Below are 20,544 nucleotides of genomic sequence, written 5' to 3' on the forward strand. Positions count from 1 at the left end.
CTAAGATTTTAGAGTTTTACCTAAGATTTTGGCTTTGGCTCTTACAAAACGGATCGAGATATTCTGATTTTCAAGCTGATTTCGCCACCGATTCCGCGCCGATCGCGTGGGGGAAACTGATTGCTCAGCCCTCGTGAATTTCTGTTAGTTCAGAGGACTCGTTCAACCAATTCGTTCAACGGACAGACCTAGGGTCGATCGACCCTGGATCTGGGCCAAAAGCCGCGAGCAATTCATCTGGGTTCTGGGCCAAAGCCCGCTGTCATGGGCCGCAGCCGGATCCAAGCCAATGGGCTGCTGATGGTTTTTGGGCTAAATCAACAACAATTCCAGGTCTTGGAGCTTGCATAAAAATTTCCAAGCAAGGCGATGTTAATGCAGTTGATGTTGGGTTTAGGGCTTGAGTAATTGCGCCCTAGCTGCTTGCTCTGTGTTGCTGAATTCTTGAAACTTTGGTCGAGAATGCCCCATGATCCTTCCCTCTCCGGTGTTGTCTCAGGATCGGAAAACGGCTTGGCCCGACGGAACCCTAATTCACGATCGCTACAGCATCCTGCGGGGGCTGAATGCCGCCGCCGCGCGATTGCCCCAAGTCGGTCAGGTGCAAGTGTTCGAGGTGGTGGACTTGGAAGACGACGATCGGCCCAAGGTTTTGAAACTGTTGATTCGTCAACAATCAACCCGGCTCGATCGGCTTTATCGGGAAGCGGAAGTGCTGATGCGCGGCCCCCAGCATCCCCAAATCCCCAAGGCGGCGGTGGATGGCTTCTTTTGCTGGCGACCGATCGACAGCCGCTGGCCCTTTCAGGGGCTGGTGATGGAGGCGATCGCGGGGGAATCCCTAGAGGCTTATCTCGATCGACAGGGGGCGATCGACCCCATGGCAGCGATTCGCTGGTGGGTGCAACTCAGCAGCCTGCTTCACAACCTGCACCAAGCCGGCTGGATCCATGGGGACGTGAAGCCCGCCAATCTGATTCGGCGACCCCAGGGGGATTTGGCCCTGGTGGATTTTGATGCGGCAATGCTGGTGGGTGAGCGGGCGGCGGCCTGTGGCTCCGCTGGCTACATTGCCCCAGAGCAGCGGCAAGGGCAGCCCATTGGCCCCGCCAGCGATTGGTTTAGCCTGGGCCGCACGATCGTGCATTGGCTCACGGGGCAGCATCCCTTAGATTTGATTGCCCAAAGTGTTGACTCTGACTTTGACTGGCGCTGGGCTGTGCCGGGGTTGCCGGACTCGATCGCCGATGCGATCGACACCCTGATGGCTCCCAACCCGAGCGATCGCCGAATCATGCCAGCGGGAACCACCGCCACGTCCTTGCTTCCCCTGGCTCAGCGCCTGGCGCGGCCGCCCGTTGTCGCCACGCCCCCTAGGCAGTTCCCGGAATTCCCGAGGGCTGCCTAGGGAATCCCTGGGAATCCCAGCAACCTAGGAATTTCTAGGGGTTTCTAGGGATTTTCTAGTGTTCCTACACACCACAATCTCTCTGTTCAATTCGGCGGTGGACTGTGCTCCACGAGCCGGATTTTTTTGTGGCAAATCTTGGTGGCAAATCTTGGTGGCAAATCTTAGTTGCCAATCAACGCGGCACATTAGCGCGGCAAATCAGCGCGGCACTAGGGGCGATCGCTCCGGTACGGAATGCCAAGGGCGCGGGACTCCATACAACGCCACCGTTCCCTGGCCGTTCCAGCGCTCCCCATTCGGCAGGGTAGCCCGCCGAAAATCCGCTTGCTCCAATTGAGCATCGTGCAAAACGGCCCGGGTGAGATTGCTGGCAAACAAAATGGCTTGGGTCAAATCTGCCCGACTCAAATCCGCGTCAATTAGCGCGGCCCGACTTAAATCGGTGCGGATCAGATTGGCTCGGCGGAGGTTAGCCCGACTCAGATCCACCTCTGACAAATCAAAATGGCTCAGATCGGCGGTGGCCAAGTTACTTTGGGGCGCAATTAACCACAGGCCAGCCCCGATCGGGTCAAAGTCCTGGGGCCAGCAGGTGGCCTCGTCCATCAATGCCCCATGAAAACTAGCCCCTTGGAGTTGGGCGTGGCTCAGGTCGGTTCCGCGCAGATCTGCCCGATCGAGATAGGCCTCCTGTAACTGGGCTTGGGCTAAATTCCAACCCCGCAAGTCCGCTTGGCTGAGGTTGCTGGCCGCGGCTTTCAGGTGGGAACCCAGGACGATCGCCCCCTGTTGCAACCAGTCGATCGCCCCTTGGGTACGGGCATCCACGCGGGCCTGTCGCCAGTCCACCCCATCCACCCAAGTCCACCGCAAATCCGCCCCACAAAGATCCGCCCCGTTTAAGCTGGCTCCTCGCAGATCTGCACCCCGTAAATCAGCTTCGCGCAAATCCGCCCGCCGCAGGTAAGTGCCCCGTAAGTCGGCTTCGCGCAAATCCGCCCGCCGCAGGTTCACCCCCGACAGATAGGCCGAAGACCAATTGACCGCCCGAGCCACAACCTCACGAAAGCGGGCCCCGGAAAAATCCGCCCCGCTTAAGCGTAGTTCCGACAAATTGGCTCGATCAAAATTCCACTTGCCCTGGTGATATTGCTCAATCCACTCAGCCGCCTGACTCTGTTTCATGGAGATCACCGATCGCGCCGTTGGCTACCAACTGTTGATAGTCTTCGGCCGTTAGTCCTTCGTTATTGCCCAAGACCGCACCCGTGACGATCGCCCGATGAAAATTCACCCGACTCAAGTTGGCCCCGCTCAGGTTAGCCCCACTCAGGTTAGCCCCGCTCAGGTTGGCCAGGGCCAAGCTGGCCTTGTGCAGATCTGCTTTGGTTAAATTGACATCGCTCAAGAGGGCCCCGGACAAATCTGCCCCGGCCAAGCGTGCTTCCGCCAAATCGGCCCCGCTCAAGTCCGCATCACAAAGCTGGGAACCCCGTAGGTTCACCCGTTGCAGATTGGCCCCGCTCAGGTCACACCCCTCCAGTCGCACCCCCAGCAGTTGTCTGCCGGTTAAGTCTTGTTGGGGATTCAGTTGGGCCAGGGTCAACAAGTCGAGGAAGCTGGCTTGCGGATTGGCCCAAATGGCCGCGATCGCCCCGGCCCAGGGCCCGTCAATGGCTCCACCCGATCGCGCCAGGAGGCAATCCAACACTGCTCGCTGCTCCGGCGACAGGGGGTGACGCTCCGCCAGGTTCAACGCTTGGGTAATTTGTTCGATCGCCGCATCCAAATCCACGCGCGATCGATCCGCACCCGCCTGTTCCGCAGGGGCCCCTGCATCCTGAAAAACCGTCACAATTCAATCTCCTTCAATTGCCGTTTGCACAACGGCTGCTGCACATGATCACTACCCAGTTTTTAGGGTAACCCGAAGGGAACCGGCGGCCGGCTGAATGCAAAGAGAGTTCAACATTCTCACGATCCGCATCGCGGCGGCACGAGGGTTCATCAGAAGGTTAATCAACCGTTCAGGTCGGTAACCAGGTTTGCACCACACGCCCCGTAATTTTGTGGCCCAGCCATGGGCTGTTCTGGGCCAGGGACTGCAATTGGGCCGGCTCCACTGTCCAGGTGGCGGCAGGATCAAACCGAATCAGGGGCTGGGCCTGACCGGGGCCGATCGCTTGGGGCGTTTGGCCCAGCAACTCGGCGGGCCGCTGACTGAGCGATCGCCACAGTTCCAGCGCCGTCAATTCCCCGGTCATCACCAACCCTGACCAGAGCAAGGGCAAGGCCAACTCCAGCCCGATCGCCCCTTGGGGTGCTTCGGCAAAGGCGACGGTTTTTTCTTCGTAGGTGTAGGGAGCATGATCCACCGCGATCGCGTCAATCGCTCCGGTTTTGAGGGCAGCGATCAGGGCTTGGCGATCGGCGGGATTGCCCAAGGGAGCAGGCAGATGCAGGCTGGGATCGTAGGGCAAAGGGGGGCGATCGCTACCCGGCAGCGGTCGCCGGCCGTCAATGTGGCTGGTGTCGCAGAGCAATTGCAACCATGACAAGCTGGCCGTGAGGGGCAACCCATCGGCCTTGCCTTGGGCCACGAGGGCTGCGGCGCGATCGGTGGCTAAACGCATCACATGCAGGCGGGCGGGGCGATCACGTAGCAATTCCAAGAGGGTGGCTAGGGCGCTGCTTTCGGCCGCCGCCGACACCCCCACCAGCCCCAACCGCAACGCCTCAACCCCTTCCAGCACCGGGCCGCGACTGGCCGAGGCCCTGTGACCCATCACCATTAACGGCAACCCCAAGGGCCCTGCATAATCCAGCAAGCGTTCCATTAAGACCCAATCCCGGATCGATCGGCCGTCGGTGAAGCCCACAATGCCAGCGGTGGCTAACTCTGCCAACTCGCTCATTTGCTCCCCTTGGGTTCCTTGGGTCAAGGCTCCCCAAAGGTGTAGGCGGGGGCTTGGCTCCGGCAAGGCCGCCCAGCGATCGCGCAGGTTTTGCACCATGGCGGGCTGATCGATCACCGGTTGCGTGTTGGGCAACAGGGCGAGAGTGGTGAACCCACCGGCCAGGGCGGCGGCGGCCAAGCTGGCGAGGGTTTCTCGGGACTCATAACCCGGTTCGCCCGATCGGGAATAGCAATCCACCAGGCCCGGAGCCAAAATTTGCCCCGCCGCCTCAATCACTCGGGTTCCCTCCGGCAGAGCTTGGGGATCCGGGTCGATCGCCCGCACTTGCCCCTGATCCAACAGAACCGTGGCCCGGCGATCAACCTGGGCCACCGGGTCAATCAGGCGAATTTCCCGTAGCAGTTCGATCGCCATCTACAGCGCCCCAGCGGCCGTTTTGTCCAAAATGGTGCCGGATAGGTGATGGGTAATATTCATCGCCTGCAACACCGGCAAACTATCGGGCCCGTCGGGATAGCAAATTGCCGTTACCCCACCGTTCCCTTGCTTAAAGCGCCAAATGCTGTCGGGGCCAAGACCCGTGAGCTGACAGAGCAGGGCTTTATTCACGGCATCATGGGCCACCACCAAACCGGTCAAGGGGCGATCGGCTGGCGTTGCCACTTCACCCGCCTGAGCCAACACGGCCGCCCAGGCCTGCTCAGCGCGATCGAACACCTGTTGCAAATTCTCACCCTCCGGCATTTGCACCGTTTCCGGGTGCGTTTGCCACTGTTTCAGCAAGCCCGGATATTCCGCCTCAATTTCCGATTCATACTTGCCTTCCCACAGACCATGGCCAATCTCCTTGAGGGTATCCAGCAAGCCCAATTCCAGCCCCGGGTGATGCGCCAAAATTGCCTCCGCCGTGGCCTTGGGGCGAGCCATGGGGCTGCTGAAGGCAAAGTCGATCGCCACATCCTTCAGGAAATTGCCCGCTTTGGCCGCTTGACCGTGACCCGTTTCATTCAAGGGCACATCGATTTGACCCTGAAACCGCCCCTGACGGTTCCATTCCGTTTCCCCGTGGCGCACCAACAGCAACTGCGGCCCCCGATCGCCCCCACCGGGCTTGGGCACGGCGGAACCCCCCAAGGCTCCCAAATGCGCCGTCAGGTTCATCGATTCCAGTTGCACCGCATCCCCTAGTCCACCGGCAAAGTTCAGCACGCTGATTCCGCAGTTCGATTGCAGCAGGCAGTGGTAGCGATCGGGGCCAATTCCCAACGCCGTGCTCAGCAAGCAACGGTTAATGCCGTTATGGCCCACCAAAACCACCGTTTGTCCCTGATGGCGGCTCAAAATCTCTTCCCAAAAGGCCTTAGCCTGCTCTCGCAGGGACAGCACCGGGAAATGTGTCCCACTGGCCAGTGCCATGCTGAATTCGTGGGGCTGGTGTTTCCATTGGTCATAGGCTTCAGGAAACTGAGCCTTCACGTCACTCACGGCCATCCCTTCCCAGAGGGGCAAATCCACCTCTCGCAACAGTTCGTTGGTGGTCAAGGGCGGCACGGGCTGTAGTTGCTGACAGATGGTTTCGGCCGTTTGGCGCGCACGCTGAAGGGGGCTGCAATAGAAGGCATCGATCGCCAAACCTTGCAGGGCGATCGCCACCTGGGTAGCCTGGTTACGCCCCAAGTCAGTCAGCACCGACTGATCGCAGCGCCCTTGAATGATCCGGCGGGTGTTGAAGTTACTTTGTCCGTGGCGGATGAGGATAACGCGCGTAGCCAAGGGGCTGTCTCCTAAAGTGGGGGTCAGGGGGGGAGCGGGGCAACAGGACTATTGCCGGGCTGAGGGCTTGTCAGAGCGAAGGTGCGGCGGTTTGGCGATCGAACAGGGCCTTGCTTCGGGGATTGAAGGCGGGCCCATGGCAGACAACCGGCGCTCAGCCAGGATGCATTCTACCGCTCTGGGGTGAATCAACAGTTCTTCTGATCGGATCTTCTGATTGAAGATTTCCATGGAAAAACAACCGCCACCCAAGGAAGCGGTTGCAACCCAAGCACACCGAGGCCCGATCGAGCCGGAAACTGCTACACCACCAAGGCGCAACCGATCAGCCTATTGCGCTAACACATCCGGTGCGGTGGTTTCACCAAGGCCCGATCGCCGCTGGGTGGGTGGGTTAGGGCTGGCGCTGGGCGTGGGTTGCTGGGTGGGTTGCTGGGTGGGTTGTTGGGTGGGTTGAGTCGCCGCTGGCGGATTGGTGGCCTCAGAAGTGGGGGTCGATCGGCTCTGGGGCGTGGGGGTAGGGGTTTGAGCCGGTACGGTGCGCGGAGCAGGGGTCACCGGCTCAGGCGATCGCGGCTCAGTCGCTTGGTTCAAGGCCGTGCGCACGGCTTCGATCGGCTGGGCCTCCTTGAGTCGGCCCCCTTCCCACAGCCCCGCCAACTGTTGCCCATTGGCATAGCTATAGATGCCGCGACCGTGGAAAGCATTGTTGCGAAATTCCCCTTCGTAGCGATCACCATTGGCGGTGCGGTAATTGCCGCGGCCGTTGAACTGTCCCGCCATAAAGTCTCCTTCATAGCGATCGCCCGCAGGCGACACATAAAGCCCCCGCCCTTGCAGCTTGCCGTTCACCACCTGGCCTTCATAAACCCCACCCGCCGCATAGGCATAGCGGCCGCGCCCCGTGCGCTGACCCGCCACAAAGTCTCCCTCGTAGCGATCGCCATTGGCCGCCAAGCAGTTGCCTGGGCCCGTGAAGATGGCCGCCTTGGCTAATTCCTCGCAGGACGCGGTGGCGGAATTGGTGGATAGGCGCACTTCTTCCGATCGCGCCGCTGGACTAATCCCGATCGTGCCAACACAGGCACTCAGAACCATCGGAAGCACAACACCCCGACCCCATGGCCAAGGCAAACAAGTTGAGTTGGATCGCATAAGGTTTAGATGAGTAGCTATTGCAATCGTTCTGAGCAACCGCCCCTAGGGAGCGTGGCGAGCGACGTAGCTAAGTCTTTTGTAGCTGGCTGATCGCAATCCTGACGCATTTTCTATTAAATCGTTATCTTAAATCGAGTCTGCCTAGGCTGTCTGTGATCTCTGTGATCAAATAATCACCTTGGTTGATTTTCTTGTGAGAATCAACCTATTCCAGCACATGATTTACCTTGATTTTTCACCCTAATTTTTGAATGATCCAAGTTTTGTTAACTTCATCATGATCACCACACCAGTCAGTGGTGCATTTGCAGGCTGGTTTCAGAATCCGCTCCCTCGTCTCCGCTTGGGCCATGGAGACGAGGTTTGAAGCCTCGATCGGACGCTGACCTTTCCGACCTTCAATTTTGGAAATGATGATGAAGCGATTACAAACTCCCAAAGCAGTCAATCCTTAAGTCGTTCAAGGCCAATTGCAGATCAAGAACAGATCAAAAAACAAAATCGACAGAAAATCAGTCGAAAAACCCTTCAAAATCGATCTAAGACTCCCATCAGGGACGAGGGAGATTGGCTTGAAACCTTGATTAGTTCCCTCAGCTTTGCTCATAGACATAGAGCATAACCGATGGAATAGCTGATGGATTAGCTGGGAGAATGGGCGGGAATAATGACTAGGGACAGGGTTGTGGCGATGCATTAGCGCAGATCCCGCTTGTTGGGGGCATCGTTAGCTTGGGGGGCATCGTTAGCTTGGGGGGCAATGGCTGCGGATGGCTTCCCTCCCGCGATCACCCTTGGGGTCTGAAATGCTGAAAATGCCGCCCAATTAGTCCCGAGCAGGGTACATCAGCATCGATCGAAGTAAGCAGTATGTGCGCTGGTTGATTGACCACCTCAGGGCCAGGCCCTGGCCGGGTCGGGTGATCATCCCCAGTCCGCAACACTTGAGGCGATTTCCCTGGGATCTGCGCCGTGGCTCATCCCTGTAGCCTGGGTCTGCCCACAGCCGTTTTATGCAATTCAGTATCGTCATCGCTACCTATAACCGCCGTCGGCTGCTCGATCGGGCGATCGCCTCTGCCTTGGGGCAAAGCTATCCCTGTGAAGTCGTGGTGGTGGACGACTGTTCCCGGGACGATACCCCCGAATGGGTGGCTCAGTTGCAACTCAGCCTCCCGATCGAGCGACGCGCCCAATTGGTCTATTGGCGCAACAGCATCAATCAGGGCCATTCAGCCAGCGTGAACCGAGGTGTGGAGCTGGCCAAGGGCGACTGGGTGAAGTTGCTGGATGATGATGATTATCTTGATCCCAATTGCATTGCTGAGTTTGTGCGGGCAATTCGCATTCACGATCAGCGCTGTGGCAAAGGTTTACGTCCACCCGCGGCCCTGTGCTCCTGCCAGGCCTTGCAGGTGGACTTACAGGGCAATGAAATGGGGCACACCCCTCGCACGGGGCCAGGTTTAGCCTATTTCATTCCCCAAGAGGATATTCACTACGGCATGTTGGTGGAGATGGTGCCGTTTGGTACGCCGGTACAAGTGGCCTTTCGTCGATCGGCCTTTCTGCAAGCCCGGGGCTGGGACTCTCAGTTTGATACCAATTTTGATGATATTGATGCTTGGATTCGCATTGCTGAATATGGCGATGCCATTTTTTTAAATCAGTGCTTGGCCTATCGCACCGTTTGGGACGGAGCCTATAACCGGCAATTTTCGTTCGATCGCCGGTTTGACACCAATTGGTCCATTAAACAAAAAATTCACGGGCTGGTAAACGAACGGTTTCAGCAACAATTACCCGAAAGCCAGGCGGTTCAGTCCTATCTGCGCCTGCATTGGGGATTGGTTGCCCTTAAGCATTACCAATGGTTCAAGGCCTTCTCGATCGCTGCTCCCAGTTTGCTATCGGCTCGGGGATGGGGCCTGATGTTGCGGACTCGGCTGAATCGTATTTTCCACGCCCTGACCTGGACCTATCGAGACACCCAACGCTATCTGAAGCGCCGCCTTCAGGCCTGGATTCGGGCCCAATCGCCCCAATCGCTGCTGCGGGGTGGGTGGTTCAAACTGCGCTGGCAACAGATGCGTTTTCGGTTGCAGTTGGCGCGGCAACTGTGGCAGCAGGGGTTCCCCTTAGCGGCTCTGTTTGTGGTGAAAACGGTGGTGATGCGTTGGGCGATCGCCCTGTGGCTCGATCCTTTGGTGCGTTGGGCCCAACGATCGCCCCGGCGACGGGCTTGGCTGCTGCGCCGTGCGGCCCGACTGTGGCGTTGGCTCGATCGGGACTTAAATTTTCTGAACCATTTAGATCATCCCCAGCGCCGAAACAGTCCCCATCACTCCAGTGCGCCCCGTCATCCCAATTACCCTCGCCCCCTCAGCGATCGGATCAGGAATCGTCTCGATCGCCTGAATCGCCTGAGTCGCCTGAATCGCTTAAGTCGCCTGAGCTATTTACCAACCAGCAATCCTTTGCTCGCGCTGCCCGCTGCCCCAATCTCCAGCCCACCACAACCGCAACCACAACCACAACCGCCCAAACCACCCATGACCCCAAGGTTGCGCCAATGGATCGATCGACTACGGTTCGTGCAAGCTCGCCAATTGTGGCATCAGGGGCGTTGGCTGAAATCTTTGGCGCTGTCGATGCCGCTGCTGTTTTCCCCTGCCATTTGGGGGCTGATGTGGCAACGGGGCGGGCGGGCAATGCGCCGGCCGAAGGTTCGGCGGTTTGTGCTGCTGGATTTGCCAGCGACTCCGGGCGATCGGCCTCATCCTCACCCCTGAATCAGGATGCGATCGGGGTGACAGCAAGGGCGAACTGGAGTGAAACCAGAATGAACCCAGAACAAAGCCAGGATGAAACCAGGATGCGATCAAGATGAATCGCTCCGCAATGGGAGTGGATTCTTGGGCTACCAACCGCTTAGGGGCGCGGCTGTGTTGATCGCTGCCAGTGATAGCATGAGCAGGGGCCAGGGCCGGAGAACGATCGAGTGCGATCGCCCGTCCAACCCAATGTTTCTGAACCTATCGTGATTTTGACTGCGCGCAGACCGCGCGACTAACACCTATGTCGCAAAACAAAGGATTTGGCTTCGGCTTGGGCAAAATGAAGGAAATTGCCCAAGCGATCCAAAAAGCCCAGCAAGTGCAAGAAGATGCTAAAAAGCTGCAAGAAGAGCTGGAAAAAACCGAAATTGAAGGTCAAGCGGGCAACGGCTTGGTGAAGGTGGTGATGAGCGGCAACCAAGAACCCCTCCGCGTAGAAATTTCCGCAGAAGCCTTGGGCGAAGGGGCTGAAGTTTTGTCGGATCTGGTTTTTGCGGCCATGAAAAACGCCTACACCGCTTCCACAGAAACCATGCGGCAACGAATGGAAGCCCTGACCGCTAATCTTCAGCTACCGGGCATGTAGTCCCTACAGATCTGCGATCAATTCCTCAGCCCCTGAGCCTGCTGTTCCGACATCGCAGAAGGCTAGGGGCTTCGGCCCCTGGCCTGCGGTGAGTGAGACACATCGAATTCAGTTGCCTTCTTTGGCACTTTGCTAGACTCTGCGACATCTGTGCCCTATGCCTGTCAAACTGCTATTTGTCTGTTTGGGCAATATTTGCCGATCGCCCGCTGCCGAAAATTTGATGAATCATCTCATTGCACAGCGCGGCTTGCAGGGGCAAATTGAGTGTGATTCGGCGGGCACAGGAGCCTATCACGTGGGCGAGCCACCCGATCGGCGCATGAGCGCGGCGGCGGCGAATCACCCAGGCATCAAACTGCAAGGGCGGGCGCGACAATTTTCTTCCGTTGATTTTGCGGATTTTGACCTGATTTTGGCGATGGATCGGGATAACTATTGGGGCATTTTGGCGCGCGATCCCGATCGCAAATATCGCGACAAGGTGAAAATGATGTGCGATTTTTGTCGCCACCATGACCTCAAGGAAGTGCCTGATCCTTACTATGGCGGCCCCGAAGGATTTCAACAGGTTATTGATTTGTTGCTTGATGCCTGTGAAGGACTGTTGGAAACCCTAATTCAGGAAGGCAAGGTTACACCTCCTTAGGATTAGGAAACTGCCGGGTTAACCACAGGATTAAACAACTGTTCACCAACTTCAGAATTAGACCATTCAGCATTCAACCATTTAGCATTTAGCCATCAAACTCGATCGCCCCAGGCCAATAGTCCCATAACACCAGGGCTTGGCCCTGAAACTGCGTGGGTTCTCCGAGGGTAATGAATTCGTTGGGTAATTCATGGGGTAACCCGCTGGTTGATTGACGCATCAACTCATGGGGTAACTTAAGGTTCAATTGAGGGTTCGATCGCTCCGTTAATCCTGTGATTGGCCGAATCACTGATCCCTCAACCCCAGCTACTGTTCCCCGAGGCGATCGCCCCACCAACGCCACATCAAACCGCCGAGCTAAATGGGCCCACTGGGGATGTTGAATGAAAAACAACTCCGCCGCTCGTAAGAGTTTCAGTTGCTTGGCGGGGGTGATGGCTAACGCGCCGTTGCGATCCCAATTTCCAGGACTGCGGGTTTTCACCTCCACAAAGGCCAATTCCTGGCCCGATCGCGCCACCAAGTCCAACTCACCGGCCCGACAGCGCCATCGCCGCGCCTCGATCGTCCAACCCTCTTGCATCAACCAAGCGGCCACAAATGCTTCACCCAATTCGCCTAATTGGGCCGCAGTTGATCGGCGATCGGAACCTTTGGAATGGGGGGTCATAGGCTGATGTCCTAGCGGCCCTCGCCCGTATCGAGCATTACGCCCAGAGCCAAGGCAATCCGGCGATCGAGATAGCGGTTGAGATCCGCACTCATATCCAAAACGTAGCGATCGAGCAAGGTGAATTTGCGGTTAAATTCTCCAATTTGCCGCTCTCGATTGGCTTCACAAATAATAAAGTTAGTGCGCAACAATCCAAACATTGGCCCCAGCAAGCGCCGAAGCAATGCAAGGGCAATTGAATCTTCATAGGCTATGCAAAGCAGTGAGCCATCGGGGCGATAGCAATGCCACCGTTTGCGAAATAGATCGTAGAGATAGTTCTTGCGAAATCGAGCTAAATCTCCTTTCAAATCGCGCACGGTGAAAGTGGCCGTGAACCATTCAAATTTTTTCTCTTGAATGATTTTAATCAGTGGTTCCTGTTTGCTGGCATCTCGATAGATGGTGATATGACGCTTGGGTGAAATCAGCACAATCACCGCCAAAACTGCGATGCAAATAACGATCGTTCCCATCAAAAACACGGGCCATTGCAAGTTTTCTGGCATCACCGACATCAGAAGAGCCAGCAGCACGATCATGACGATGGTGGTAACTAAACCGGCCAAAACCGCCAGCAAGCTACGCGCCCAATGGGTTGGCCGTTCAATGAACAGGATGGGGTCTCCGTGGTCATCACAAACGTCATATTTTTCCGAGAGGGTCATCAACTTTTGTCGCAATAAAAATCGATCGCGGTTAAAGACTGAATCGACCTGAAACATGCTCAATTCTCCACAACATCACCCGATCGCCCCGTGGCGGCGGCCCCGGTTAGCCCAGGTTTCTGGGCCAACGTTAACCGACAACCCGCCTCATCGCAGGGTCACCACCACCCCTTGGCTTTCACGGGCCGATCGATCCACGGCGCAGAGGGCATAGGTTCCGGCCCCCAAGGCGAGCGATCGCGCTCCGGCCGCCAACAGGAGATCGAGCGTCCAACTGTTGCCCTGTTGTCGGTAAAGGGCCCAACCACGCAACCCTTCGCCACCCGCAGCCCAAGTGAGTTCTCCACCATTGACCCTCACCCCCGTGGGCGGACTCGGCGGGTTGCCGGTGGCCCTCAAAACCGGCGGCAAGGCTGGTTGGGCATAGAGTTCCTGGCGCAGTTGGTCAGCAAATCCCTGGCGGTTTTCCGCGATCGGCTCAATGTTATAGAACGCATTTCCCAAGGCCCGCTGGGCCGCCAGTTCCCGCGTGAGGGTAATTTGCTGCTCAAATTCGGCCACTGACCAAGCGCTGCTGCTGCCCAATTTGTCCAAGTTATTGCCGGGGTAAACATGGGCCCCGTTGGCAATTTGCACCCACCAGTTCAGCAGGGTGCGGTAACTTTGGGCCGTTTGATCAATCCGCCAATAGAGTTGAGGCGCAACGTAATCTAACCAGCCGGCCTTGAGCCACCATTTGGGATCGGCAAACAGGCGATCGTACTGATCCAGTCCCACAATGCCCGCCGGTTCTCCGGGACGATAGATGCCAAAGGGGCTGATGCCAAATTTGACCCAGGGTTTGACCGATCGAATCTGTTCCGACAACCGCTTCACCAGCTTGTTTACGTTGTCGCGCCGCCAATCGGCCAAGGTTTTGCCACCCCCCCAAGACCAGTAGGTTTGGCGATCGGGAAACTCTTGCCCCTCCACGGGATAGGGATAGAAATAGTCATCTAGGTGAATGCCGTCGATGTCGTAGCGCCGCACCACATCCAACACCACATCCACGGCTCGGTTTTGCACCTCGGGCAGGCCCGGATCCATCCAGCGCTGCGTGCCGTAGGTGTAAACGGCGTTGGGGTAAACAGCTTCCACGTGGTTCCCGGTGCCGATCGGGGCGTTGAGGGAGGTGCGGGCCCGGTAGGGATTGAACCAGGCATGGAGTTCCAGGTTGCGTTGGCGGCATTGCTCGATCGCGAAGGCCAGCGGGTCATAGTAAGGATTGGGTGCGCGACCCTGGGTTCCTGTTAACCAACGGCTCCAAGGCTCAATGCTGGAGTCGTAAAGCGCGTCTCCTTCCGGGCGAATTTGCAGGAAGATGGCGTTTAAACGGGCCGCCGCCGCTCGATCGAGCAGAGTCACCAATTCCGCCTGCTGTTGGGCGCTGGACAGACCCGCCTTGGACGGCCAATTCACATTCCACACGCTGGCAATCCAAGCGGCTCGCAATTCCCGTCGATGGGACAGATTCACCAACTGGGGCGGCGGCTCCCCGGGTTCCACCAAGTAGGGCGAGTTGATCGCAGGGAAATCCCGATCGGCCACCAGGGCTTGATAGAGCATGGTGGTCACTTCCGCCCGGCTGCTGGCTTGGCTGGGGCGCAGTTGCCGCAAGTTGGGAAAATTCGCCACCAAGCGACGGTGCAAGGCTCGCTGCACCGGTTGTCGGGCGTAGGTTGCGATCGCTCCGGCATCATCAAAAAAACGGCTCAGATCCAAGGTTTCGCCGCCGGTTAAGCCCAACCCATTCACCAAGGCCACCAACACATCAGCCCGCACGATCGTGGCATCGGGGCGAAAGGAACCGTCCGGGTAGCCACTGAGCAGACCCCGTTCCCAAGCCTGTTGAATCGCAGCTCGGGCCCAATGGTTAGCGGCCACATCCCGAAAGCTGCGGGGCGATCGCATGGGGGGCCGATCAACCGATCGCACCAGCAAGGCCGCGAATTGGGCCCGAGTTAAGGGGCGATCCGGTTGGAAGGATCCATCGGGAAATCCACTAATCAACCCTCGATCGGCCAGGGCCGCGATGAAAGCTTGGGCCCAGTGGTTGGTGATGTCTGCAAACGTCGCCATTCTCCTCCAATCCCTTGCTGCGCTGCGATCGCTTCTCGCACCCTAGCATGGCCTTGAACTTTCGCCCCATGGCCCGATCCCCTTTTGGGCCCCGGCCAAGGGGGCGCTGATTAGGATCAAAAATCACTGCGATTGCAAGATTCAATCGGGCGATCGCCCCCAGATTCCCAAAGAAGTCCAAACACTCAGCGCCGCGATCGCCAATCGCCCGTACAATGTTGCGTGGACGCTCAACCCCGCGTCACAACTCCGGGCGCTGTTTGTGTTCGGCAATTTGCGTTGGGCAATTGAATTTGCGCTGGGCAATTGGTTGTGACCGCTGCCGGTTGAAGCGGTTCCATAGCTTGCAACTCTTGCAACCCATTGTTTTCATTTAGCTAGGCTTTTCACAGGAGAGCGCCCCATGGCCCAAGCGGTAGGCTCGATCGAAACCAAAGGCTTCCCCGCCGTCTTGGCCGCAGCCGATGCAATGGTTAAGGCCGGGCGCGTCACCCTCGTTGGCTATATCCGCGTGGGCAGCGCTCGCTTCACCGTTAATGTGCGCGGCGAAGTGGCTGAAGTTAAACAATCCGTTGAAGCGGGCATCGCGGCGGCCGAAAACGTCTTCGGCGGCGTGGTGGAATCGTGGGTGATCATCCCGCGTCCCCACGAGAATGTGGTGGCGGTGCTGCCCATTGAATACAACGACAAGGTGGAACAGTATCGCGTGGCGGTGGAAGGCCCGCGCCTGCTCACCTCGCGCTAGGGCTGAAGGCTAATTGATTAAGGACTGCTGAGAAACTACAAAATCTCAACAGATCAAGATGCCAGATAACAACCCTAACCGTTAGTTGAACCACAGCAAATCGCCTCGACATCTGATCAGCGTCCGCTGCATAACCGTCTGTCCGGGCGGCTGCAGGGGCGCTGTCCTTGGCGATTACAGCCTGAATAGATAGGAAAGGAGAAAGCTAGTCTAGAAACAATTGAGATAAGAGCTGCGTGCTGCGATAGCAAAACCACCTAGAGCCGAGAGAGGTTATAGAAGGATTTCATACAGCAATGGCAACAATTCATTTCAAAGGCAAGTCTTACGTTCAAAATCACCATCTGACCCTCAAGTATCATCATTTGGTGCCTAATCCCGCTGCCAGCCTAACGGATGAAATCAGCCTCCACGACAACCTGATCATTCATGGGGATAACCTGCTAGCACTGAAGGCACTGCTGCCAACCTATGCAGGCAAGGTGAAATGTATCTATATTGACCCACCTTACAACACAGGCAATGAGGGCTGGATCTACAACGATAATGTCAACTCGCCCATGATGCAGGAGTGGCTCAAAGCCAATAGCCCGGTTGACAAAGAAGATTTGGCACGCCATGACAAATGGCTCTGTATGATGATGCCTCGTCTGAAGTTGCTACGGGAACTTTTGCGGGATGATGGCGTGATTTTTATTTCTATTGATGATAACGAAGTCCATCACCTCCGAATGCTGATGGATGAGATTTTTGGAGAGGAAAATTTCGTTGCTAGGGTTATCTGGCAGAAGAAATATGCTATTGCGAATGACCATCAAGGCATAGCTCCAATGCATGACTATCTAGTCATTTTCTGTAAAACTGATGAATTTAAAAGAAATCTTTTGCCTCGAACAGAAAAGAATGACAGTCAATATCGATATGAGGATGAACATGGCGTTTTTAGAATAAGTGACTATACCTGTAACAAATCAGCAGATGAACGCCCAAATCTTTATTATTCAATACAAAACCCAAATACCAGGGATCACGTTTTTCCATCCAGATCAAGAGTTTGGGCTTATTCAAAAGAGAAACATAGAGAGCATATTGAAAAGGATTTGCTCTATTGGGGTAAAGATGGAAAATCATCTATTCCTTCACTTAAACGGTATAAGCACCTACTGAAGAACCAAGGAAAAATAGTGCCTTCAACTTGGTGGCAGCATGAATTTGCTGGTCATACAGATGAGGCAAAAAAGGAAATTCGAGAAATTCTATCTGACGCAGACGAGAATTCGGACTTTATTACACCTAAACCATCAAAATTACTCAAAAGAGTCTTGCAAATTGGAAGTGATGAAGATTCTATTATTCTGGACTCATTTTCTGGATCAGGCACAACTGCTCATGCTGTTTTATCCCTCAATCAAGAGGATGGAGGAAATCGAAAATTTATTTTGATTGAGATGGAAGGTTATGCGGAGTCGCTGACAGCGGAGCGAGTACGGCGAGTGATTCAAGGTGTCCCAAAGGCAAAAGATGAAGCTTTAAGGAATGGCTTAGGTGGAAGCTTTTCATTTTTTGAATTGGGCGAACCCATTGAGATGCAGGCAATTTTGAAAGGAGATAGTTTGCCTGCCTATGAAGACCTGGCAAGGTATGTATTCTATACCGCCACAGGAGATGAATTTGATCCCGCTAAAGTTGACCAAGAACGAAATTTTATTGGTGAAAATAAAGAGTTTGAAGTTTATCTGCTGTATCGGCCTGATCTCAGTTACTTGCGCTCAACCGCTCTAGATCTAGACAAGGCGGAAAAAATAGGTCTACCTGAACCCAACTGTAAAAAACGGCTGGTCTTTGCTCCCATGAAATATCTGGACACCGATACTTTAGAAAGGTATCGCATTGAATATTGCCAGCTTCCCTTTGAGATTTATAAATTCAAAGAATAGGAGGGTAATAGTCATGAAAATTCAAGGAATGCAGGGTGATGCCAAAGAAGATTCGGGAATTGAAGCAGTTGCTACGAAAGGCGGGGTTTGAAGAACTTCCTGGAAAAGGGAGTCATACCAACTGGATACATTCACTTTATCCAGGCAAAATAACGGTTTCTGGTAAAGATGGTGCAGATGCAAAACCCTATCAAGAAAAAGAGATTTTGGGAGCCATTCAGCAAGTAAAGGAAAACCAAAATGATGAACAAACTTAAGTATCAGATGGTGATCCAGTGGTCAGACGAAGACGATTGCTTTCTGGTCGGTTTTCCTGACTTTCCGGGTCAGCAGTGGCGCACCCACGGGGAAACCTATGAGGAAGCTGTCACCCAGGGCATTGAAGCCCTTGAGTCTCTGATCATGGCATACGAAGCTTCTGGAGAACTGTTGCCTGAACCCAGTACCGTTTGTGCTGTTGCCTAATTCTTAAGATGGAACTCAAGGAATACCAAAAACACTGCATAAATGAGGTCAAGGTTTACCTTGAGCACTTGGCAGAATTTCGCACCAAGTATGAAAAGGCTCTTACTATCGATCTAGACATCGCGTTCGACTTCGCTCGGAGAACTTGGGAAAAAGCCAAAGGAGGCACAACATTCCAGGGAGCGATTTACCACGAAAAGAATAACGGCTTAGGCGAACCCCTCCCCAATTTCTGCATCAAAGTCCCGACTGGGGGCGGCAAAACCTTACTTGCAAGCCATACCATTGGCTTGATCAATGCTCACTACCTGAAAAAGCAGACGGGCTTGGTGTTGTGGATTGTCCCCACTAACCAAATTTATCGACAAACTCTGAAGGCCCTGCGTACCCGCGAGCATCCCTATCGTCAGGTCTTGGATTTCAATAGTGGGGGACGTACCAAAATCGTTGAGAAGACCGAACGATTTACCCCGGCTGACATTCAAGAAAGCCTAGTCATTTTGCTGCTAATGTTGCCCTCTGCCAATCGGCAAAACAAAGAAACTCTAAAAATTTTCCAGGACTCCGCCGGATTTGATGCCTTTTTCCCTGCTGATGATCGCCTGCCCGATCATCAAAAATTACTGGAACAATTCCCTAATCTCGACTGTTTTGGTGAACAGCATTCCTTTTTCGGGAGACAAATCAAAACATCCCTCGGCAATACTCTCCGTATTCTCAAGCCCATAATCGTAATTGATGAAGGTCACAAAGCCTATAGTAAAAATGCTCAAGATACAATCTGTAACTTCAATCCCAGCATTATCGTAGAGCTATCAGCAACTCCGCCACCCAATAGCAATGTCTTGATTAGCATTAGCGGACAGGAACTTAACCGGGAGGAGATGATCAAGCTTGATATTCACCTTACCAATAAGGCCAGTTACGACTGGAGAGATTGCCTACGGGATAGCGTTGCTAAACGAGATGAACTCCATAGACAAGCATTGGAGTATCAAGCCAGAACCGGAACCTACATTCGTCCCATTTGCTTGATTCAGGTTGAGCGTACAGGCAAGGATCAACGGGGCGATATTCACTACATCCATGCTGAGGATGCAAGGAACTTTCTGATCCGAGAATGTAGCATTAGCCCTGATGCGATCGCCATCAAATCCAGCGAGAAAGATGATATTGAGGGAATTGATCTCTTCAGCCAAGATTGTCCGATCTGCTACATCATCACCAAGCAAGCCTTGCAAGAAGGCTGGGACTGCTCCTTTGCCTATGTGTTAGCGGTACTAACCAACCCTAGTTCAAAAAATGCGATTACCCAGTTAGTGGGGCGTATTCTTCGGCAACCCTATGCCCGAAAAATTAGAATTCAAGATCCTAGTGATCCGAAGCAACAAGCACTTTTAGCCTTAAATGAGTGCTATGTTTTCTGCTTTAAACAAAAAGCACAAGGTTTGATTAGTAGCATTCGATCTGGCTTGCAAAATGAAGGCTTGGGTGATATTGCCGGAAATATTGTTCAAGATGTTGTGGATGACGGGAAAGTAGAAGTTGGTTATCGGCAACAGTTCAAGAAATTTGAGGGAAAGCTTTATTTGCCTCGATTCGTTATTCAACAACCTCAAGGCTGGCGCGAACTCAGTTATGAAATAGATATTCTGAGCCGAATTAATTGGGGATTGATCAATTTAGATGAAATCAAGAAACTACCCCTCTCTAAAGCAGAGGGAAAAGATGAAACCTCTGCTATTGGATTAAGCCAGTATGAACAAGAAGTTATCACAAAAAAAGAAAGCCAAATTCAAAAAGCAAGCGTAAAACTAGATTTAGTCCACGTCACCCGTCAAATCCTAGATATCATTCCCAACCCTTGGATAGCTTATCAAGTTGCTGAGGAGGTTTTTTCTTCGCTCTCTAGGATCTCAGGCAATACAGAGGAAATCATTGCTAATAATATGGTTTTTATTATTGAAGAATTACGGAAGGCTTTAGCCAAGGAATGTGATCGTTTAGCAGAACAAGTTTTTCGAGATTTGCTAGACAGTAAACAACTTTGCTTTTTTCTAGTGATGGATCATAGTTCAGACATTCCCACACGAATTAATATTCGCAAAAGTGCACCGAAATTAACTAGAGAAAACCATGACCCAATTCAACGTAGCCTATTTGACTATGTTCCCGAAGAAGAGTTAAACGATATGGAAAAGGCAATTGCGATCTATTTGGATGAGCAAGAAAAGCTCCTTTTTTGGTATAGAAATGCCTCTAAGAAGGATTACTATGTTCAAGGTTGGAAAAGAGGGAAAATCTATCCAGACTTTGTTATATCCGAGCCTAATTTTGAGAGTGCTGCAAGCTGCTCAACTGTGTATGTACTGGAGAGCAAGGGTCTACACCTCAAAAATGAAGATACTCATTATAAGCAAACCATTTTTGAAATTTGTAATGAGCTAGGCAAAAAAATGCAGTGGAGAGACCTGAGACAAGAGTTTTTTGGTTCTCGCATTGAATTTAAACTCATTTTTGAAGATGAGTGGAAACGGAAGATCAATGAAATCTTTGGATAG

16 protein-coding genes and 1 pseudogene are annotated in these 20,544 nt (G+C 54.1%); 9 read left to right on the plus strand and 8 right to left on the minus strand.

Annotated elements, in window-relative coordinates; genetic code table 11:
- The first annotated feature begins 469 nt into the window (after window positions 1-469).
- Window positions 470-1,408 (plus strand): serine/threonine-protein kinase, encoded by a 939-nt coding sequence (locus H6F46_RS05285; protein ID WP_190353840.1) that lies wholly within the window; start codon window positions 470-472, stop codon window positions 1,406-1,408.
- 201 nt (window positions 1,409-1,609) lie between these two features.
- On the opposite strand, the gene H6F46_RS05290 is transcribed toward H6F46_RS05285, so the two are convergent.
- The 5 genes from H6F46_RS05290 to H6F46_RS05310 all read right to left on the minus strand — a co-directional run bounded on the left by H6F46_RS05290 (window position 1,610) and on the right by H6F46_RS05310 (window position 7,200).
- On the minus strand, window positions 1,610-2,596 hold the full coding sequence (locus tag H6F46_RS05290) for a pentapeptide repeat-containing protein (protein ID WP_099534486.1): 987 nt from the start codon (window positions 2,594-2,596) through the stop codon (window positions 1,610-1,612).
- Entirely contained in the window at window positions 2,574-3,266 is a 693-nt protein-coding gene (locus H6F46_RS19770) for a pentapeptide repeat-containing protein (RefSeq protein WP_234407030.1), read from the minus strand. Before H6F46_RS19770 ends, H6F46_RS05290 begins: the two co-directional genes overlap by 23 nt.
- Window positions 3,267-3,438: 172 nt before the next feature.
- The gene (locus H6F46_RS05300; protein WP_190353841.1) at window positions 3,439-4,743 is read right to left on the minus strand and encodes a dihydroorotase; all 1,305 of its coding nucleotides are present in this window, start codon (window positions 4,741-4,743) and stop codon (window positions 3,439-3,441) included.
- Window positions 4,744-6,102 (minus strand): histidine phosphatase family protein, encoded by a 1,359-nt coding sequence (locus H6F46_RS05305; protein WP_190353842.1) that lies wholly within the window; start codon window positions 6,100-6,102, stop codon window positions 4,744-4,746.
- Window positions 6,103-6,432: 330 nt separating this feature from the next.
- On the minus strand, window positions 6,433-7,200 hold the full coding sequence (locus tag H6F46_RS05310) for an MORN repeat-containing protein (protein ID WP_190353843.1): 768 nt from the start codon (window positions 7,198-7,200) through the stop codon (window positions 6,433-6,435).
- 1,073 nt (window positions 7,201-8,273) lie between these two features.
- On the opposite strand from H6F46_RS05310, the gene H6F46_RS05315 reads away from it, so the two are divergent.
- From H6F46_RS05315 to H6F46_RS05325, 3 genes are all read left to right on the plus strand, one after another.
- Window positions 8,274-10,052, plus strand: coding sequence for a glycosyltransferase family 2 protein (locus H6F46_RS05315; RefSeq protein ID WP_190353844.1), 1,779 nt, complete (start codon window positions 8,274-8,276; stop codon window positions 10,050-10,052).
- A 286-nt stretch (window positions 10,053-10,338) separates the two neighbouring features.
- Window positions 10,339-10,683 carry a YbaB/EbfC family nucleoid-associated protein gene (locus H6F46_RS05320; protein WP_099532961.1) on the plus strand — a complete coding sequence of 115 codons (345 nt, stop codon included), beginning with the start codon at window positions 10,339-10,341 and terminating at the stop codon, window positions 10,681-10,683.
- A gap of 157 nt (window positions 10,684-10,840) precedes the next feature.
- Window positions 10,841-11,332, plus strand: coding sequence for a low molecular weight protein-tyrosine-phosphatase (locus tag H6F46_RS05325; protein WP_190353845.1), 492 nt, complete (start codon window positions 10,841-10,843; stop codon window positions 11,330-11,332).
- Window positions 11,333-11,621: 289 nt separating this feature from the next.
- Here the strand turns inward: H6F46_RS05325 and H6F46_RS05330 are convergent.
- The 3 genes and pseudogenes from H6F46_RS05330 to H6F46_RS05340 all read right to left on the minus strand — a co-directional run.
- Window positions 11,622-12,008, minus strand: a pseudogene (locus H6F46_RS05330) (YraN family protein); the annotation flags it as partial.
- Window positions 12,009-12,019: 11 nt separating this feature from the next.
- A complete protein-coding gene (locus H6F46_RS05335; RefSeq protein ID WP_190353847.1) occupies window positions 12,020-12,775 on the minus strand; it encodes a hypothetical protein in 756 nt (251 codons plus the stop codon).
- Window positions 12,776-12,865: 90 nt separating this feature from the next.
- The gene (locus tag H6F46_RS05340; RefSeq protein WP_190353848.1) at window positions 12,866-14,836 is read right to left on the minus strand and encodes a family 10 glycosylhydrolase; all 1,971 of its coding nucleotides are present in this window, start codon (window positions 14,834-14,836) and stop codon (window positions 12,866-12,868) included.
- Window positions 14,837-15,239: 403 nt separating this feature from the next.
- Here H6F46_RS05340 and H6F46_RS05345 point away from each other — a divergent pair, with 403 nt between their 5' ends.
- From H6F46_RS05345 to H6F46_RS05365, 5 genes are all read left to right on the plus strand, one after another.
- The gene (locus H6F46_RS05345) at window positions 15,240-15,581 is read left to right on the plus strand and encodes a carbon dioxide-concentrating mechanism protein CcmK (protein ID WP_099532966.1); all 342 of its coding nucleotides are present in this window, start codon (window positions 15,240-15,242) and stop codon (window positions 15,579-15,581) included.
- Window positions 15,582-15,877: 296 nt separating this feature from the next.
- The gene (locus H6F46_RS05350; protein WP_190353849.1) at window positions 15,878-17,518 is read left to right on the plus strand and encodes a site-specific DNA-methyltransferase; all 1,641 of its coding nucleotides are present in this window, start codon (window positions 15,878-15,880) and stop codon (window positions 17,516-17,518) included.
- A 38-nt stretch (window positions 17,519-17,556) separates the two neighbouring features.
- Entirely contained in the window at window positions 17,557-17,775 is a 219-nt protein-coding gene (locus H6F46_RS05355) for a type II toxin-antitoxin system HicA family toxin (RefSeq protein WP_190353850.1), read from the plus strand.
- A complete protein-coding gene (locus H6F46_RS05360; RefSeq protein ID WP_190353851.1) occupies window positions 17,762-17,983 on the plus strand; it encodes a type II toxin-antitoxin system HicB family antitoxin in 222 nt (73 codons plus the stop codon). Before H6F46_RS05355 ends, H6F46_RS05360 begins: the two co-directional genes overlap by 14 nt.
- Before the next feature lie 8 nt (window positions 17,984-17,991).
- Window positions 17,992-20,544: a DEAD/DEAH box helicase gene (locus tag H6F46_RS05365; protein WP_190353852.1), complete on the plus strand. Its 2,553-nt coding sequence runs from the start codon at window positions 17,992-17,994 to the stop codon at window positions 20,542-20,544.

The organism is Limnothrix sp. FACHB-1083, assembly GCF_014696485.1.
In the GTDB taxonomy this organism is placed as follows: Bacteria; Cyanobacteriota; Cyanobacteriia; order CACIAM-69d; family CACIAM-69d; genus CACIAM-69d.

What these genes read in the sequence shown, in the direction of transcription:
- H6F46_RS05300 (WP_190353841.1), bottom strand. Translation starts at nt 4,743, where the DNA reads ATGGCGATCGAACTGCTACGGGAAATTCGCCTGATTGACCCGGTGGCC.
- H6F46_RS05350 (WP_190353849.1), top strand. Translation starts at nt 15,878, where the DNA reads ATGGCAACAATTCATTTCAAAGGCAAGTCTTACGTTCAAAATCACCAT.
- H6F46_RS05325 (WP_190353845.1), top strand. Translation starts at nt 10,841, where the DNA reads ATGCCTGTCAAACTGCTATTTGTCTGTTTGGGCAATATTTGCCGATCG.
- H6F46_RS05345 (WP_099532966.1), top strand. Translation starts at nt 15,240, where the DNA reads ATGGCCCAAGCGGTAGGCTCGATCGAAACCAAAGGCTTCCCCGCCGTC.
- H6F46_RS05340 (WP_190353848.1), bottom strand. Translation starts at nt 14,836, where the DNA reads ATGGCGACGTTTGCAGACATCACCAACCACTGGGCCCAAGCTTTCATC.
- H6F46_RS05360 (WP_190353851.1), top strand. Translation starts at nt 17,762, where the DNA reads ATGAACAAACTTAAGTATCAGATGGTGATCCAGTGGTCAGACGAAGAC.
- H6F46_RS05290 (WP_099534486.1), bottom strand. Translation starts at nt 2,596, where the DNA reads ATGAAACAGAGTCAGGCGGCTGAGTGGATTGAGCAATATCACCAGGGC.
- H6F46_RS05285 (WP_190353840.1), top strand. Translation starts at nt 470, where the DNA reads ATGATCCTTCCCTCTCCGGTGTTGTCTCAGGATCGGAAAACGGCTTGG.
- H6F46_RS05355 (WP_190353850.1), top strand. Translation starts at nt 17,557, where the DNA reads ATGCCAAAGAAGATTCGGGAATTGAAGCAGTTGCTACGAAAGGCGGGG.
- H6F46_RS05365 (WP_190353852.1), top strand. Translation starts at nt 17,992, where the DNA reads ATGGAACTCAAGGAATACCAAAAACACTGCATAAATGAGGTCAAGGTT.
- H6F46_RS05315 (WP_190353844.1), top strand. Translation starts at nt 8,274, where the DNA reads ATGCAATTCAGTATCGTCATCGCTACCTATAACCGCCGTCGGCTGCTC.
- H6F46_RS05320 (WP_099532961.1), top strand. Translation starts at nt 10,339, where the DNA reads ATGTCGCAAAACAAAGGATTTGGCTTCGGCTTGGGCAAAATGAAGGAA.
- H6F46_RS05310 (WP_190353843.1), bottom strand. Translation starts at nt 7,200, where the DNA reads ATGGTTCTGAGTGCCTGTGTTGGCACGATCGGGATTAGTCCAGCGGCG.
- H6F46_RS05335 (WP_190353847.1), bottom strand. Translation starts at nt 12,775, where the DNA reads ATGTTTCAGGTCGATTCAGTCTTTAACCGCGATCGATTTTTATTGCGA.